A 16,385-nucleotide genomic window follows, 5' to 3' on the forward strand; every position below is an offset into this window, starting at 1 on the left:
GTGTGACCGGTTGGCTTACAATCCACCTTGCTATTCCCCCTTCCGAATTCCGCCTTCCCCCCTTCCTCATGCATTCTTCCCTCCACTGGCTAAAGGGCGCGCTCGCGCGACTCGACCTGCAGAGCCTCCGGCGGCGGCGGACGGTGCGCGAGTCGTGCCAGGCGGCCGAGGTGGCAATCGATGGCCAGCGGATGGTGAACTTCGGGGCTAACGACTACCTGGGCCTCGCCGCCGATCCGCGACTGGCCGAGGCTGCCGCGCGCGTGCTCGGGAGCGATGGCAGTGGTAGCGGGGCGAGTCCGATCGTGAGCGGTCGCAGCCGGGTGCATGCCGAACTCGAACGACGACTCGCCGAGTTCGAGCACACCGAGTCGGCGCTCGTGTTCCCTTCGGGCTTCGCGGCGAACGCGGGGATCATTCCAGCGCTCGTCGGCGAAGGGGACGCCGTGCTGTCCGACGCCGTGAACCATGCGAGCTTGATCGATGGCTGCCGGCTTTCAAAGGCCGAGCGATTCATTTATCCCCATTGCGATGTCGCGGCGCTTGAGCGACTACTAATTGAGACCTCGCACTGTCGCCGGCGGTTGATCGTCACCGATTCGCTGTTCAGCATGGATGGCGATGTCGCGCCACTGGTGGAGATTGGCCAGCTCGCCGATAGATACAACGCCATGCTCTTGGTCGACGAAGCGCACGCCACAGGAGTGTGGGGGGCGGAGGGTAGGGGACTCGTCGAACACTTCTCCGCAACCGCGCCGCAACTCGAACAACAAGCCACCATTCGCGTCGGCACGCTTAGTAAGGCGCTCGGTGCGTGTGGTGGGTTCGTGGTAGGACCGAATGAACTTATTGAGTGGCTAGCCAACTCCGCGCGAAGCTATGTCTTCAGCACGGCGGGCATGGCGGCTTCGGCTGCCGCGGCGATCGCGGCACTCGATATCGTCCGCGACGAACCCTTCCGCCGGACCGAACTACTCACGCACGCCGCGATGCTCCGCGAACAACTCGTCGAGCGCGGCTGGGACATTGCTGACTCGACGAGTCAGGTGATCCCCGTGGTAGTGGGGGACGCCGACAAAACGCTCGCCCTCGCTGGCAAGCTACGCGAGGCGGGTCTCTACGTCCCCGCGATCCGCCCGCCGACGGTCGCCGAGGACTCGTCGCGGCTACGGATCAGCCTGAGCTGGCTTCACACCGAGGAGCAGGTCGGGCGATTGGTCGAGGCGCTGGGGAAGAATCCGATTGGTCGCGGAGTGTCATCCTGATGGGGCTTTCCCCATCGTGTTATCCTGAAGGAGCCTAGGCGACTGAAGGATCTCGTTTGCCATTCTTCTCAGGCTTACTCAGGGACGAGATTCTTCGGTCGCTGGGGCTCCCTCAGAATGACTGGGACTGCGGCGCTCCTCGGGTACCATGGCCCAATTCTGCCGATTTTGCCGGCTCTCGGGCCCTAACTGCCGGCGGGGGCGGGATTTACGACCGTTGTACCCGGAGCGGTTTAGTTGACCCTCGCGGGCTGCGTATTTATGATCGATAGAGGCAAATTGCCCATTTTAAACGTTTGCCCCGTCCCGAAATCGTAGCTCCCGCCGCCGGCGTCGCCACTTTGCAGCAAGGTTCGTAGTCGATGATCTTTCTCACTGTATTGGGCCTGTTGCTGCTTGGCTCGTTCGTGGCCTGCTACTTCTGTTCGAAGTTCTGGCACTGGTCGCACGTGTTGTTGACCGAGACCGTGTTCCTGCTGAGCCTTGCGTTCCTGATTCTCGCGGCCGAGGTGTTTCGCATTCGCGAAGTGTATGGCCCCGTCTACAACCAGAACGTCAAGACCATCGCGAATCTCGAACCCGAAGTCGAGGCCCTTGAGTTCGGTACCGAGAACCCCGGCATCATCGCCTCGCTCGAAGCCGACGAAGTCCCCGTCGTGATGGAGCGAACCGATAGCGAAGAGGACACACCGCGGATGCGAAGCGTCCGCGACCTGCAGCACGAGCTCGGCATGGTCACACGTGCGCGGGGTCGGATGTGGCGTGATGTTGAAACGCAGGCGCTCGACGCTGGCACACTGACCGTCACGCTTCGCATTCCTGCCCCCAAGCCACATGGCATTGCCCAGGGCGCGATTATCTACGCTTTCGAACAAGGCGATCCCGTCGCCCAAGGCCAGCGCGGTCCGCAGTACGTTGGTGAGTTCCGTGTGACCAACGCCACCGAAGATACGATTCAAGTGCAGCCCTCGTCGCAGTTCGATCAGCGTTCAATCGAACGCCTGAAGGGAACACAGCCACCATGGGTGCTGTATGAGAACATGCCGATCGATCAGTACCCCGATGGCGTGTTGCAGATTCTCGCCGGGGCCACGGAGGAGCAACTCCGTCAGTGGCTCCCCGCCGATTCGGTGGACGACTACCTTCGTCATGGTCAGCCCGCGCAGCCCGGCGACGACGACTACCACCGCCGTGGCTTTAACGCGGACGGCGAGCTCTTGAAGCCCGATGCTTGGGACGCGACCACGCAGTTCAAGTTCTGGCGGAACCTGCGCGACTACAACCTGATCTTCCAGGAGATGTCGAAGCGGTACACGCAAATGGAAGCCGACCACAACGCCCTGGCCGAGGACAACAAGCAACTCGATAAGGCCCTGGTGAGCGCGAAGAAAGTGCAAGCCATCCGAGAGTCGGAGCAGACCGATCTGAAGGGCGACGCCGCCGGCACGGCCCGCGACCGCCAGGCGATCGACGCCCATCGGGCGCAGGTCGAGACCCAGCTCGCCAACGCCCGGGCCTTGCTCACCGACCTGTTGAAGCAGAACAGCGAGCTCGCCGCTGAATTGGGCTTCGAAACTCCGTAGTTTTTTGGCCCCTAAGCCGCGCGGCTGCTCTTTATGCCGCGGGTGCCGTAAGATATGGTAGCACGCCACGACCAGCATTGGCCGTGGGCTCTGTGCGTGCTAGCAATCTTTCCATGGCGACCTTTCGATGGGCATCAACGACCGCGACTACGGACGATACGGCAACGGCGACCAGTACGGCTACAACGACCAGCCTGGGTTCCACTTCGGTGGCGTGCAGTCGATGACCGTGAAGATCATCCTCTTTACCGTGGCCGTCTACGTCGTGCAGCTTCTGGCGGGCCCTTGGTTCACTGAACTTTTTGCCAATCACGCGGGCTGGTACCGCGAGCCGTGGCGTGTGTTCGAGTTGCTAACGGCGGGATTCCTGCATAGCGTCAACGATCTCAAGCACATCATCTTCAACATGCTGGTGCTGTTCTTCTTGGGCCGCTCCGTCGAGGAACGCTATGGTTCGCGCGAGTACCTTGCGATTTACCTAGTTGGAATCGTTTTCTCCTCGCTGGTATGGTGCTTGGCGGTTGTCATCGAATCGGGTGCTAGGTTCGATGGACTTGGGCCATCCTCTTTGGGTGCCTCGGGCGCAATTTCGGCGATCTTGTTGCTCTTCGTGATTAACTTTCCCAACGTCACGTTGCTGGTGTTCGGCATCTTCCCTGCCAAGGCGTGGATCGTCGGAGCCGTGTTGATTGCTATGGACATCTTTGGTGCCATGGGACGTAGCCCCGACGACAACGTTGCGTACGCGGCCCACCTTGGCGGCTTCCTGTTTGCATTCCTGTATTGGAAATCAGGCATCCGATTGACGTCCTATCTGCCAAGCAAGATGCCGAGCTTCAAACGCAAGCCCCCGCTTCGAGTACATCGTCCGAGTGATAACGACCAGCGCAAAGAGGATCGACTCGATGAACTACTGGGCAAAGTTGCCACGGGTGGGCAGGAAAGCCTCACCAGCAGCGAGAAACGCGAACTGCAGAAGCTGAGCAAGTACTACCAGGACAAAAGACGGTAGAGAATGACCAATGACGAATTCCCAATGACCAGTGGTGCGCCCTTCGAGATTCGCCGTTAAGATCTAGCCACAGATGCACACGGATCTTCACGGAGGATTGATGGCGGTGAATCGAGTGTAATCCTAGTTTTCTGCATCCGTGTTTCATCGGTGTGGATCTGTGGCCAAAAAACGACTTGATCTATTGCTGAACGACGTCCGAGTTCTGGCGAATCCGACTACCATCCTATGCAATCCCGCTTCTGGCAAATCGTCCTTGTGCTGCTCGTGGCACCTTTGCCGTTCGGGGTGTTCATGGCGGCCAAGTACGCGCTCTTGAGTTGGTACGCTTACATTCCACCTAGCGGCGTCGAGTTCACGAGTGAGTCGGGTCCGCCGCCGATTGCCGAGCGCGATGGGATGGTTCGCATTCCCGCTGGCGCGGCGCTGGTGGGGAGTTCCACCAGCAGCCGAGGCGATCGTCAGCCCGCGCACGAAGTGGAACTCGACACGTTTTGGATTGATGCGAAACCGGTGACGAACGACGAGTTTGCGACGTTCGCCAAACAAACGAGCTACGTCACGACTGCCGAACAGCGCGGGTCGTCGCTGGTGTTCGATCGTGAGCGCCGCCAATGGCTCGAAGTCGATGGCGCGTCGTGGAAGTCGCCTGAGGGAACGCTCAGCACGCTGGCGGATCGCGGCGACCTCCCCGTGGTGCACGTGAGTTGGGACGACGCCGTCGCGTACGCCACCTGGACGGGGAAGCGGCTTCCGACCGAGGCCGAGTATGAAGTGGCCGCTCGTGGTGGGTTGATCGATAACGAGTACGCGTGGGGCAACGACATGGACTCCGAGCGCCGGGTGGCGAACTTCTGGCAGGGTCGGTTTCCGCAAGAAGACCGCGGGCTCGACGGCTTTCGAGGCCTCGCGCCGGTCGGTAGGTTCCCGCCGAATCGATTTGGACTGTACGACATGACTGGCAACGCGTGGTGCTGGTGCAGCGATTGGTACGCGGCGGATTACTACTACGCGAGCCCACGTCGCAATCCGAAGGGACCCGACAACGGACGCGCGAGGGTGCTGCGTGGTGGCTCGTGGCTGAGCACCGGTGGTACGAATAGCGAGCTCTCCGTGGCGGCTCGTGGCCACGCTCCGCCGCATCACACCGCGAGCAACGTGGGGTTTCGGTGCGTGACTGATTAAGCGATTGGATTGAGCACAATCCGCTCCAATCGGGCTCTCCAGAGCACTCCCACATAAGATAAGTTGGCGGAGCCCCCCCGCAATCTTGGTCATTGAGTAGTTGCTGCGGGCATCTCGGCTTGGCGTCGTGCGCCGACTGCTTATACTGGCACGTGCAGGCGTCCCGATTCCAGTCGCTCGCCAATCCACTCGCCGCGACGAACCCACGGGCCGATCATGATCAATCATCCTTCGCAAACCATTGTCCTCGGCGGCGCTTCGGGCCTGATTGGCAAGGCGCTGATGGCAGCGCTCGAAAGCGATGGCCACACGGTGAAGCAGTTGGTGCGCCGTCCGGTGAAGCGTCCCGACCGCGAGATTTTCTGGGATCCCGCGCGAGGCGAGATCGACGCCGCGGCGCTCGAAGGCGTGGATGCCACGGTGCACCTTGGTGGTGTGGGCATCGCCGAACATCGCTGGACCCCCGAATTCAAGAAGCAGCTTCGCGACAGTCGGGTGCAGAGCACGCGGCTGCTGTGCCAGACGCTCGCCGAGTTGAGCAACAAGCCTCGCGTGCACGTCAATGCGTCGGCCATCGGTTACTACGGCGTGCGTGGCAACGAAGTGCTCACCGAAACGTCCCCCGGTGGCACGGGCTTTCTCGCCGACTTGTGCCGCGACTGGGAAGCCGCGACGCAGCCCGCGTGGGAAGCCGGCATTCGTGTTTGTCAGATGCGCATCGGTGTGGTGCTGAGCACCGAAGGTGGAGCGCTCGCCAAGATGCTCACGCCGTTTCGTATTGGAGCAGGTGGCGTGCTCGGTACCGGCGAGCAGTACATGAGCTGGATTTCGCTAGTAGACGTGGTGGCCGCGATTCAGTTCACGCTCGACCACGATCCGCTCCACGGCGCGGTGAACGCAACCGCCCCCAAGCCGGTGACCAACCTGGATTTCACCAAAGCGTTGGGCGAAGCGGTGCATCGTCCAACGGTGATCAAGACACCCGCGTTCGCCGTTCGCATGCTTGCGGGGCGCGAGATGGCCGAAGAGATGCTGCTGGGTGGTGCGAAGATCCTTCCCGCGCGACTCGAGTCCGAAGGCTTTGTGTTTCGGTGCCCCGATATCCACACGGCACTGAAAGCGGAGCTTGGGGAGTAAATTCTTTAACCTCCAAGCGAGCGGGGCCCGTTAGGGCCGTGGTGATCCAAACTCTTGAGGGGAGCTCTCCTCGTCGCACGACAGTCGCCTCCTCTTATCATCGCTTTCATCGCTACTCGGTCACCACCAGCACCTCGCCCGACGCGCTCATCCAACTCCACACCGTCTGCAGATCCTTGATGTCGCTCGCCGAGATCTTGCCGTCGCCATAGGCAACGCGGCCATAGAGTCGGCACAGCGCCCTCATCGATTCGTTGTTCTCCACTCGCTCTGCAGCGACCGACTCGACGAACTCCTGCGGCGTTTGATCGGCACGGCGTGGCTGGCCACGATCGGCTGCCCACGCTTCGAACGCTTCGAACGTATAGCGAACCAACTCGGCGGGTGGCACTTTGCGATAAGTGTCGCCAGCGAACGGATTGCGAAAGTCGCGGAAGCGTTTGCGGGGTGAGAGGGGTGCGGCCGATTCGTTCTCGGAAGGAGAATCTGTCGTCTCGCGACCGAACAGTCGGGCCAGAAACGCTTTCAAATCTCGCCACATGTCTCGCGCAGCGGCGAGCAATTCCTGGCGGTACTTCCACAGTAGAAACGCACACACCAGCGCAAGCACGACGTAGAACAACCACTTGATCAACCCCGCGATGCCACCGGCGATGTTCGACATCGTTTCGGCAATGTTCTGAGGCGGCTGGGCTGCGTGCTCGGGTGGCTGCACACTTTGTGGTTCCGAAGAGGGATCGCCCTCGGCGTCAGGCGACTCCTCCGAGTTTTCCGCCGATTGCGATGGCTCTCTGTTCTCCTGCTGCTCATTCGCTTGCGAAACACGTTCGCCGTTGCTATTCTCCTCAGGCGACCTGCTTGCTTGTTCGCCGGGTGTTCCACCCTGGTCAGAGTCTTGCGATGGATCCTGCTCGCTCCGCTCCCCTGAATCGCTCTCGCCACCAGACTGGCCTTGCTCGCCCGACTGGTCCGGCTTCGTGTGTTCCCCTCTGTCGCTCTGCTGCGTTCCCTCTTCGGACGACTCTCCGGGAGGCCGACCAGTTTGGTCATCAGACGTGGTGTCTCCGGTGGGGGCATTCTGGTCGGTAGTCGTGACGGACTCGGTGGAGGGCTCTTCGCCTTCAGCGCCATCGGTTCCACGGCCGTATCGTGACGAAGTGAGTCCATCGGGCGATTTAGCTTGCCACGGAGCTTGGGCCAACGAAAACTCGGCGCTCGGCCGCGGAAGCAACGTGGTCACGAGCAGCACGATCGCGGTCACCACGGCGCCCACCGCGACCCAAGTCATAGCCATCGGGTTTGGCATGTCGACGCCGCGTTGCCGTAAGTAGCGGCGGAAGCCGAGGAAGCTGGTGGTCACCAGCAGAAGCAGTCCAGACGCAACGTAGACAAACAACAGCACGAACACATAGCGCCGGCTGGCGGTGTCGGAAGCGGGGATGAATCCTTGCCCGATGCCAAAGATGGGGAGCGCCGCGAGCGAGAAGTACAGCACCCACAGCCCCGGCGCGTGCGGACCGGTTTCGAAGGAGAACATTCGCTGCCAAAAGTTCGGTAGCGACTCGCCGGGCAGCAGTTGGTTCCGCTGGGGCGGAGCGAGTGCCGTGTCCCCCTCCGTGTCGTCCACACCAGCGAGCTGCATGAGCCCCTCGCCCGACGCGTCGACGCTGTCGTCGATCAGCGTGCAGTCCCACGTCAAACGGTGCGCGCACCACCACACCACGGCGATGAGCACGATGTTGATTAGTGGACTGAAGACACTGGGGTGCTCGACGAATTTCTGCAATACGACGAACGTCGCCAGCGCGAGCGGAACGCTGTACATGGCGGCGCGCTCCGAGCCCATCTCGATCGAGATACGCCCCACGAGCACCGTAGCGAACACGAAGAGCGCAAAGACGTAGTTCAGCCGCGCCTGGTACTCGCCGACGTACACCACCTCGAGCAGGAAGAACACCAGGCTGCCGACCAACAGCATGATCAGCGCTGGACTGACCGCAATGGCCAGGTAGTCGGCGCTCGTCATGTAAAGTCGTTTTGTCATCAATGCACCATTTGCGATCAATGTATCATGCACTTGTTGCAGAGGTCGGCGATCGCTTCGCGGTTCTTCAGTTGTCGCACTTCGATGCGTTCCGCCACGAGCGGAGCGGCAAGCTCCGCGTACCGGTACTCGTCGTAGGTGTTGACAATCGCGGTTACCGCGAAGCCGCGTTTTCGCAAATTGCTGAGCGCGATGGCATGCTGCGGGGTGACGATCGACAGCATGGCGACGACCGTCGCGCTTCGAGGCAGACGGGCGGCCGATTCCATCACCAATTGCGGGAAGTTGAGGCCATCGCTTTTTTCGACGCGGGCGAGCGTTTCGAGGATCCGTTGGAGCTGCACATCGCCTCGCTCGGTCGGTACTACCACGGGGCGGAGTCGATCGCTGCGGTCACGCATGCCGGCGGCCTGGGCATCACGCCGAGAGCGTAGCCGCTGGTGAGTCCAACCCTCGGTGCGGATGCGATCGGCGGCGTCACGCCCATTCGTGCAGAGTCCTACTTGTTGCCCCATTTCACACACCGCCGCGGCGATCGAAGCCGTGGCCGTCACGGCGAGCTCCGAACGCACCGGCTCGTCGGCTCGGTCGAACGCCTCGTGATGAAAGTCGAGCAGGATCGTCACGCCCGCCACGGTCGAAGGTTCGTACACTTTGCTATGCAGCGTGCCGGTGCGGGCCGTGGCCTTCCAGTGAATACGATTGAGCGGATCGCCCGCGCGGTACTCGCGAACGCCGCGGATGCGTGTGGGGTCTTCGAACAATTGGTACGACATCAGCACTTCGCCAATCGGTCGCCGCGAAGCGATGTCGAAACCGGTGAGGGGTACGACCTCGGGCAGCACCGTCAGGAAACTCGGATCGCTGAGCACGCGGAACCGGCGATACAGCCCGAAAACGTCGCCCGTCTCGGCAATTAGCGGGCCGATTTGATAGTACCCACGTCGGTTGCACTTCATCTGATACAGGATGGTCTTGGTTCCTTGGCTGCGAAACGACACTAGTTGCAGCCGTTGCCCCGCGACCTCGAGTGGCGGTGGCGAATGGATGAGCGCTTGTCGTGGCAGTAAGTCCTCAAGCAGCATCCAGGGCACCGGCACTTTGCCGCGATTGTCGACGGTCACCACGACGGCGACCTTCGCACCGACGCCGACCTGCGTGGCGTTCATCGTCCGTTTGGCCTCGAGGTCGCTCGACCAGCGATTGGCCAAGTACCGACTCAGGGCGATCGCCGCCAGCAGGGCGTACATGCTGTAAGCCAGGAGCCCCAATCGAAAGATGACGGCCACCACCAACAGCAGTATTGCCCCGACGATCCATCGCATTGGATCAATCTCCCCCCGGGCTGGCCGTGGCGGCACGGGCGCGAGGTGGTTCGATCATGGGCACTTCCGTCTCGTCGACGATGTCGACCAGGATCTCGTCGAGCTTCACGTTCTGAAGTCGACTTTCGGGTTTCAAGATCAACCGATGCAAAAGTACGGAGGGCAGGATGTGTTTCACGTCGTCGGGCTCTACGTAGTTGCGACCGCGGATCGCCGCGATCGCTTGTGAGGTGCGATAGAGCGCGATCGACGCCCGCGGGCTTGCGCCCAGCGCCAGGTCATGGTGCTCGCGCGTGGCGTGAACCAGATTGGTGATGTACTTGCGAATCTTCTCGTCCACGTGCACGGTTCGAATCGCACGCTGGCAGGCGACGAGTTGCTCAGCGGTCGCCACGGGTTTAAGCGACGCCAAGGGATGCTGGCGTTTGAGCATTTCGAGCATCTGCGATTCTTCGTCCCGCGTAGGATAGCCGAGCGAGAGTTTAATGAGGAACCGATCGAGCTGCGCTTCGGGTAGCGGGAAGGTTCCTTCGTGGTCCACGGGGTTCTGGGTGGCGATAATCAGAAACGGTGGCGTCAGCGTGTGCGTCGTGCCATCGATGGTCACCGACGCCTCGGCCATCGCTTCGAGTAGCGCGGCTTGCGTGCGAGGCGTCGCGCGATTGATCTCGTCGGCCAGCACTAGCTGTGCGAAGAGCGGTCCGGGCCGGAACTCGAACTCGCTCAACTTCTGATTGAAGATCGACCCGCCGGTGATGTCGGTCGGCAATAAGTCGGGCGTGCACTGCACTCGTTTGAACGTGCAACCCATGCTCGCGGCAAACGCGCGGGCGAGCATCGTTTTGGCGACGCCGGGAACATCTTCGAGCAGTACGTGGCCTTCGCAGAACCAAGCGACCAGCACCTTGATGATCTGCTGCCGCTTGCCAACGACCACCTGCTCGACGTTGGTAATGATCTTACGGCTGATCGCTCCGATGTCGACCGCCGTAGTTGGTTTGTCACTCACCTTGCCCTCCCGTCCCGAGCTTTTAAGTCCCTCCCTAGCATAACCATTCGCCATGGTGGGGGAAAACAATTTCCGGGGATCAACGTGTGGCATGGGTGAAACCCTGCCTACCGCGATCGCGCGTAGGCCGGGTCAAGCTCCGCGCCGACCCGGCGATTTCGACGTTGAACTTATGAAAATGTCCTCGATGGTTTTCGGTAGGCCGAGCGGCATTAACGCCTCACGCAAAGACGCTAAGGCGCTCCGAAGGAGCGCGCTTTGATAGGCCAGGGCGCAGCCCTGGTTAGGGGTGGTAGTTTTAATTGTTAGCTCTGAAAGAGCGCGCTAACTCACCTTCGTGCGTACGGATAGCGCGTCCCTTTGGGACTAACGTCGTTGTCGGCAACGAGTTCCCAGGACTTCGTCCTGGGCTGTCGAAGCGCGCCACTTCGTGGCTAGGGGGTGGGTGACGAGTGGTTAGGTGAGAGGAGAAGGTCAACCGTGAATTGCCGTATCGGCGCGGAGCTTGATACGGCCTACGGCCAATGGCTTATAGCCTACAGCTATTGAAAAAAAAAGTGACGGGATCCCGTCGGGCGGTTGGGCGGGGTGGAACTTGGATGGGGTAACCGGTAACGCGTGTTTGCCGGCAGGCATCGTTTATTTCACCTCGCCCCACGGGCGCGCAGAGAGAGATTGATTGGTACCGCCGCGAAGGGTTTCCCTTTGTGATAGCCCCGTCGAGAATTCATGAATTTCTTGGTACCAAACGACGGCGGGTCACGATCAGTCTCTCACCGTGCGCTTTCGCGTACGACGAACGGGTTGCATTATAGCGGATGTACACACGTTTGTCAATAGCCTATGTGTACGCGTGGACATTTTGTCGAAAATAGTTTGGCGGAGGTGAAAAGTAGGAAAGATGGCGAGCCGGTGAGCGTCAGCGACCGGAGGGAGTTAGGGTGAATGCCTAACTCAGGAGAGTTTCTCACGTAAAGGCGCAGTGGCGCAAAGAAGACAATGAGGGGGGAACACTAATCGGCGCTAATCTTCGCTAATAAGATTTGGTGGTGGTTTGCGGCTTGGAGTTCTTCACGCTCTTTGCGCCTTGGCGACTTTGCGTGAGAAAGAGCGACGGGCGATTGTCATGTTGTGGGGGTTTGCTCAGGGGCGAGATTCTTCGGTCGCTTAGGCTCCCTCAGAATGACATGATTTTCATGGCACCATCAGATCGTTGTTTCGCTGCCGCCGCTCCGCGGCTAACGATCGCGTGTTGTACACCCAACCAGGGGCTTGCGCCACAGGCTATGCGCTGTCGCCGCTCTGCGGCTGGGTCGCGCCGGATGGACAAGGAATTGACGGGACGCCGGATGGCGAACTTGAACCTCCTGTTGGATCAGAACCATCTCGGCAGCCAGCAGTCGACTTGGGATTGGTACTCGCGGTAGGCGTCGCCGTGGAGTTCGGTGAGGTGCTGTTCTTCGACCGGGCGGACGTAGTAGTTCCACAGGAGGCCGCCAGTGAGTACCGCGATTGGCATAAACCACGATCCGAGAGCGACCCCCACGGCGAGCCCCTGCGTGAGGCCAGCGATCGCCATCGGGTTGCGTACCCAGCGGTAAGGCCCGGTGATGACAAGATTACGCGGGCAGTCGGTGGGTAGTGGAGTTCCTTGTCCTCGTACGGCCATCGTCACAGCGGTGGAGATGTTGAGCGCGCTCGCGGCAACGAAGAGTGCGATCGCGACGAGCCATTGGCCTCGGAAATGAAACGCGTCCAAACCGATAGCCTGCTCGATCCAGCGAAGTCCGAGCGGCAACAGCAGGAGAAACACACCCCAGAAGGCAAGTGACTGCAGGAACGTCTTCCACAAGTTCCAGGCGTCGGAAGCAGGCGGAGCCTGGCGGAAGTAGTGTTGGGGGATCATGACGCGGTGTGGGTGGATGGCGGCAAGCGTACACGCGTCGCGCTATCCATAGGGGCTGATTGGGGTGAAAGAGTGAGTTGTTCCAAGTCGGGCGATCAACTACCCTAGGTGGGATGTAGGGTACATAGTTGGTGTGCCCTAGCCCGTGACGCGGCAACTCAATTTTACTTTCTTCTGGTTCACTATGATCACGTTGCGATGGAAGTCCCTACTGAGCGCGGTTTGGGTAACGCTAGCGATGATCGTTGTGGGCGATCGCGTGGAAGGTCAGTTTACCACCGTCGTGAATCTGCCCCCCGATCCAAACATTGCCGACAACAAATGGGTCCTGTCGGGTACGCAGGTGAATCTCGGCGAGGGGGGATCGATTGGTAAGAACTTTCGCGTGGGCACTTCGAATGTTGTTAATTCCAACGTGGAATTGAATGTGACGGGTGGGACCGTCGGAACGGGACTCGAAATCTACAACGGTGGAGTCGTCAACATTTCCGGCGGAACCATTGGTCGCGATCTTTATGGGCACGCTGGTAGCACCGTCACCATCACAGGAGGAACGTTGGAGGACTTCCTCATGAGTTCAGGAAGCAATCTTACGCTGTCGGGCGGACGCATTGGCGTGGATGCTCAGGCCATGCCGGGGAGCAACTCGCGGATCATCGGAGGGGACTTTCGCCTGAATGGAGTGCCGATCGCGGGACTCGACTCGCCGGGTGCAACCGTGGCGCTTCAAGTTCCTTCGGGAGTAGTGCTAAGTGGGACGCTGCTCGATGGAACGCCGCTCATTTCCACTCGCTTCTACAATTGGGCCGCGACGCTGACCCTTGAAGCGGCGACGTTGCCGGAGGTCACTCCCGGAGTGATTACGCTACCGACCGATGCAACGCCCGCGGGGGTTCGAGAGGGCCAAACCCTGATCGTCGACGAGGGGGGAGTGCTGCCGTCGAGTTTCTTCGCGGGCTGGGGTTCGCAAGTGGAGATCAATGGTGGTCAGGTTGGGGCGAGTTTTAGCGTGATCGGCACGGATCTGGTGATTCGCGGTGGGGCCATTGGTTCCTATGCCCGAGTGTTTGCAGGAAGCCAGCTAGAGATCTCTGGCGGCGAGATTGACAGAGGTTTGTACCTCGACCCTGGGAGCGTTGGTATTATCTCCGGTGGGATCCTAGGTGAGGGATTGCGCGCCGCTACCGGGAGTCAATTGACGCTCGTAGGGGGGGAGTTTCGAATCGACGGAGAGCCGATCCTTGGACTGGAAAGCGTTGGAGACGCGCTAAATTTCGACGTGCCCGACGGCGCGACGCTCAGCGGGACCCTGGCCGACGGAAGTCCCATTGCCTTCCAAACCGCGACGCCGACGGCTGGTCGCTTCGGTCCCGGCGCTCTTAGGCTACAGGTGGCTGCGCTACCTAGTCGTTCCGACACACCGATCAACGTGCCCGACGTCGATGCACCCAACGGAGTTCGCGAAGGCGAGACCCTTATCCTGTCGGACGGAGGTTCATTGGGAAACCACTTTACCGCGCTGTGGGGCAGCACCGTGGTGATCGATGGCGGAACGGTAGGCCAGAACTTCGAGGCGCTGGGAGCGAACGTAACGGTCAATGGCGGAGTCTTCGACAGTGGCTTCGATGCGTTGTTGGGAAGTCACGTGACACTGAACGGGGGATCGCTCACCGAACGCCTGACGGCGCATGCCGGAAGCTACGTCCATGTTGCCGGCTTAAGGTTTTCAGGAACCGTCACCCTACAGCCTGAGAGCGAAATGCTCGTCAGCGACGGAGTGCTCTTCAAGGGCATCGACATCCCTGACAATTGCCGAGTGACGATTACGGGAGGAAGTATCTCGGGCGACAGCCAAGTGCTGGATGGCGGCGAGCTCGTGATTGAGGGAGGAAGCGTCAGTAAACTTCGAGCTTTGGGAACGGGCGTAGTCACTATTTCCGGAGGACGGCAGGCTGGATTGGCCGAAGCCGGACAGAATAGCACTTTCCGGATTAGCGGCGGCTCCGTCGGCGACCGATTCAGGGCGTTCGACAATGCCCGGGTCGAAATTTCAGGGGGAACCGTTGGAGCGGACATGAACACGAGCGGTGCCAGTCAAATCGAGTTGACCGGGGGCGTGATCGGTGAAAGCCTTTCTGTCGGGAGTGGCCAATTCACGTTCGCCGGCGGAGCGATCGGCGATGGCATCGACGTTAACAAAGGTTCGAAGCTGTTGATCCAAGGAGGGGAGTTTCGCTTGAATGGCCACTTGATCGAGGGCCTCGACTCGCCCGGCGACACACTGATGATGCCTTCCGTCTGGGCCCCGGCACCCATTTGGGGTACCACGTTTTCTGGCATACTCGCTGATGGCACCCCTTTTATCTTCAATGCACTCGATGGAGATCAGTTCGATCTAAATACGGTGGAGCTGCAGGTGACGGACTTGCCGGCAGTTGGTGCGGCGATAATTCGGGTTCCTTCTGATGTGGCCCCCAAAGGCTTGCGATCGGGGCAAACGCTGGTGGTGACGAGTGGAGGGACGATCGGCGACCACTTCTCGGTCGCTCCCGATGCTGAAGTCCAAGTGAACGGCGGTGTGGTAGGCAAAGACTTTGAAGTCGTGAATTCGAGCGTTCACGTTCATAACGGCACGGTTGGCGAAGGGCTCGATCTATTCGACGGAGCGCAGCTGGTGCTCGACAGTGGTTCCATCGCCAACGATATCGAACTCGCCAATGGCAGCGTGCTAACCGTCAACGGCGGAACTGTCGGCAGCACGCGAGTATCCAAAGATGGTCGATTTGTGATGTCGGCTGGTACTCTGAATGGTGGACTTCGCCTGCAAGGAGGGCAAGCAACAATCGACGGCGGTAGCGTGAACGGATTGCTACAGGTCGAGCTCGACTCGCACCTCACCATTTCGGGTGGGGCCGTTGGTAGCGTTCAAACAGCCGTCAGCAGAGTGACCGTGACTGGCGGGTCGGTAGAGAGGGATGCGCATGCCTACACTCGCAGCGAATGGTTTATCACCGGCGGCGAGTTCGAGGGACCATTTAATGCGAACGAGCAGAGCGAGATCGCGATCAGCGGGGGAACCTTCACGAATCGATTCCTCGCGCGCCGAGGGTCGACGGTGGTTCTCTACGGGACTGAGTTTGCGCTCAATGGTGTCGATTTGACGGGCACCATGTCCCAAGGCGCGCCGCTACTCATGACGACGCGCAATCGAACCCTGACCGGAACCTTCGCCGACGGATCGAGTTTTGATTTTCTCCTGCGAGCGAGCAGTTCGGCATTCGATGATCTGTTTGAGACGGGAGTCAACTTCTCGCTAGTCGCCGTTCTGCCGGGCGACTTCAATAGCGACGGAGTGGTGAACCTCGCCGACTACAGTGTGTGGCGTGACAATCTGGGGACACTGGATGTCCAGCCCTTCACGCAGGGCGATGGCAATGGTGATGGGCTGGTGAGTGAATTGGACTACCAGGTTTGGAAATCCCGCTTCGGTGAAAGCTTCACGCCGGCGACAACTGCCGAGTTGCCGACCGCGTTGGTGCCCGAACCAACGGCGGTCTGGCTGCTCATGGCAGGCGTGGCACTGGCGGTGCCCCATCGGCTTCGCCGAGCGACCTGGGGGGAGTGAGGGGGGCTCGCGTTCCGCGTCTCTACCCCCTCGGTTTCTGCTCACGGCCCTGGGCTTACCGCACCTAATGACTCAATTCGCTCTAACTCCTTACCCAGTTTAACTTTAACGATTTCGGTGGGTTTGCGCGCTGGGGTGAGTCTGCGGGGCGGTCCTTTGTTAGTTGACGCAGGGGGGGTAAACTTAATAGCTTTCGCGATTTAACCGCTTGCTGTCAAACAGTTTTCCGATTGTCGGGCGTTCCGGATTGCCGACACTAGGAATTTGCTCCCCACGCTATCCGCCCCGTAATAC

General features: G+C 60.4%; 10 protein-coding genes. 6 read left to right on the forward strand and 4 right to left on the reverse strand.

All coding sequences use genetic code 11. From position 1 onward, the window contains the following. Positions 1 to 68: 68 nt before the first annotated feature. The 5 genes from bioF (at position 69) to SH292x_RS01870 (ending at position 6,182) form a co-directional block, all read left to right on the forward strand. Complete coding sequence (bioF, locus tag SH292x_RS01850) at positions 69 to 1,265, forward strand: 8-amino-7-oxononanoate synthase (RefSeq protein WP_442483874.1); 1,197 nt, start codon at positions 69 to 71, stop codon at positions 1,263 to 1,265. Positions 1,266 to 1,627: 362 nt separating this feature from the next. Next, positions 1,628 to 2,848 (forward strand): hypothetical protein, encoded by a 1,221-nt coding sequence (locus tag SH292x_RS01855; protein ID WP_442483875.1) that lies wholly within the window; start codon positions 1,628 to 1,630, stop codon positions 2,846 to 2,848. 127 nt (positions 2,849 to 2,975) lie between these two features. After that, complete coding sequence (locus tag SH292x_RS01860; RefSeq protein ID WP_442483876.1) at positions 2,976 to 3,860, forward strand: rhomboid family intramembrane serine protease; 885 nt, start codon at positions 2,976 to 2,978, stop codon at positions 3,858 to 3,860. Positions 3,861 to 4,088: 228 nt separating this feature from the next. Continuing rightward, positions 4,089 to 5,045 (forward strand): formylglycine-generating enzyme family protein, encoded by a 957-nt coding sequence (locus tag SH292x_RS01865; RefSeq protein ID WP_442483877.1) that lies wholly within the window; start codon positions 4,089 to 4,091, stop codon positions 5,043 to 5,045. Positions 5,046 to 5,261: 216 nt separating this feature from the next. Then, positions 5,262 to 6,182: a TIGR01777 family oxidoreductase gene (locus SH292x_RS01870; RefSeq protein ID WP_442483878.1), complete on the forward strand. Its 921-nt coding sequence runs from the start codon at positions 5,262 to 5,264 to the stop codon at positions 6,180 to 6,182. A 112-nt stretch (positions 6,183 to 6,294) separates the two neighbouring features. Here SH292x_RS01870 and SH292x_RS01875 read toward each other — a convergent pair whose 3' ends face one another. The 4 genes from SH292x_RS01875 to SH292x_RS01890 form a co-directional block, all read right to left on the reverse strand. After that, positions 6,295 to 8,226 (reverse strand): DUF4129 domain-containing protein, encoded by a 1,932-nt coding sequence (locus SH292x_RS01875; RefSeq protein ID WP_442483879.1) that lies wholly within the window; start codon positions 8,224 to 8,226, stop codon positions 6,295 to 6,297. A 17-nt stretch (positions 8,227 to 8,243) separates the two neighbouring features. Next, complete coding sequence (locus SH292x_RS01880; RefSeq protein ID WP_442483880.1) at positions 8,244 to 9,551, reverse strand: DUF58 domain-containing protein; 1,308 nt, start codon at positions 9,549 to 9,551, stop codon at positions 8,244 to 8,246. A gap of 4 nt (positions 9,552 to 9,555) precedes the next feature. Next, positions 9,556 to 10,560 (reverse strand): AAA family ATPase, encoded by a 1,005-nt coding sequence (locus SH292x_RS01885; protein WP_442483881.1) that lies wholly within the window; start codon positions 10,558 to 10,560, stop codon positions 9,556 to 9,558. 1,375 nt (positions 10,561 to 11,935) lie between these two features. Continuing rightward, positions 11,936 to 12,466 (reverse strand): methyltransferase family protein, encoded by a 531-nt coding sequence (locus tag SH292x_RS01890; RefSeq protein WP_442483882.1) that lies wholly within the window; start codon positions 12,464 to 12,466, stop codon positions 11,936 to 11,938. 184 nt (positions 12,467 to 12,650) lie between these two features. Here SH292x_RS01890 and SH292x_RS01895 point away from each other — a divergent pair, with 184 nt between their 5' ends. Beyond that, positions 12,651 to 16,091, forward strand: coding sequence for a dockerin type I domain-containing protein (locus SH292x_RS01895; protein WP_442483883.1), 3,441 nt, complete (start codon positions 12,651 to 12,653; stop codon positions 16,089 to 16,091). Positions 16,092 to 16,385 lie beyond the last annotated feature (294 nt).

It is taken from the genome of Aeoliella fuhlenseeensis (assembly GCF_052161615.1).
In the GTDB taxonomy this organism is placed as follows: domain Bacteria; phylum Planctomycetota; class Planctomycetia; order Pirellulales; family Lacipirellulaceae; genus Aeoliella.

Excerpts from the sequence above, each read along its gene's own strand:
- SH292x_RS01880 (WP_442483880.1), bottom strand. The coding sequence starts at position 9,551 with ATGCGATGGATCGTCGGGGCAATACTGCTGTTGGTGGTGGCCGTCATC.
- SH292x_RS01895 (WP_442483883.1), top strand. The coding sequence starts at position 12,651 with ATGATCACGTTGCGATGGAAGTCCCTACTGAGCGCGGTTTGGGTAACG.
- SH292x_RS01890 (WP_442483882.1), bottom strand. The coding sequence starts at position 12,466 with ATGATCCCCCAACACTACTTCCGCCAGGCTCCGCCTGCTTCCGACGCC.
- SH292x_RS01870 (WP_442483878.1), top strand. The coding sequence starts at position 5,262 with ATGATCAATCATCCTTCGCAAACCATTGTCCTCGGCGGCGCTTCGGGC.
- SH292x_RS01875 (WP_442483879.1), bottom strand. The coding sequence starts at position 8,226 with ATGACAAAACGACTTTACATGACGAGCGCCGACTACCTGGCCATTGCG.
- bioF (WP_442483874.1), top strand. The coding sequence starts at position 69 with ATGCATTCTTCCCTCCACTGGCTAAAGGGCGCGCTCGCGCGACTCGAC.
- SH292x_RS01860 (WP_442483876.1), top strand. The coding sequence starts at position 2,976 with ATGGGCATCAACGACCGCGACTACGGACGATACGGCAACGGCGACCAG.
- SH292x_RS01855 (WP_442483875.1), top strand. The coding sequence starts at position 1,628 with ATGATCTTTCTCACTGTATTGGGCCTGTTGCTGCTTGGCTCGTTCGTG.
- SH292x_RS01865 (WP_442483877.1), top strand. The coding sequence starts at position 4,089 with ATGCAATCCCGCTTCTGGCAAATCGTCCTTGTGCTGCTCGTGGCACCT.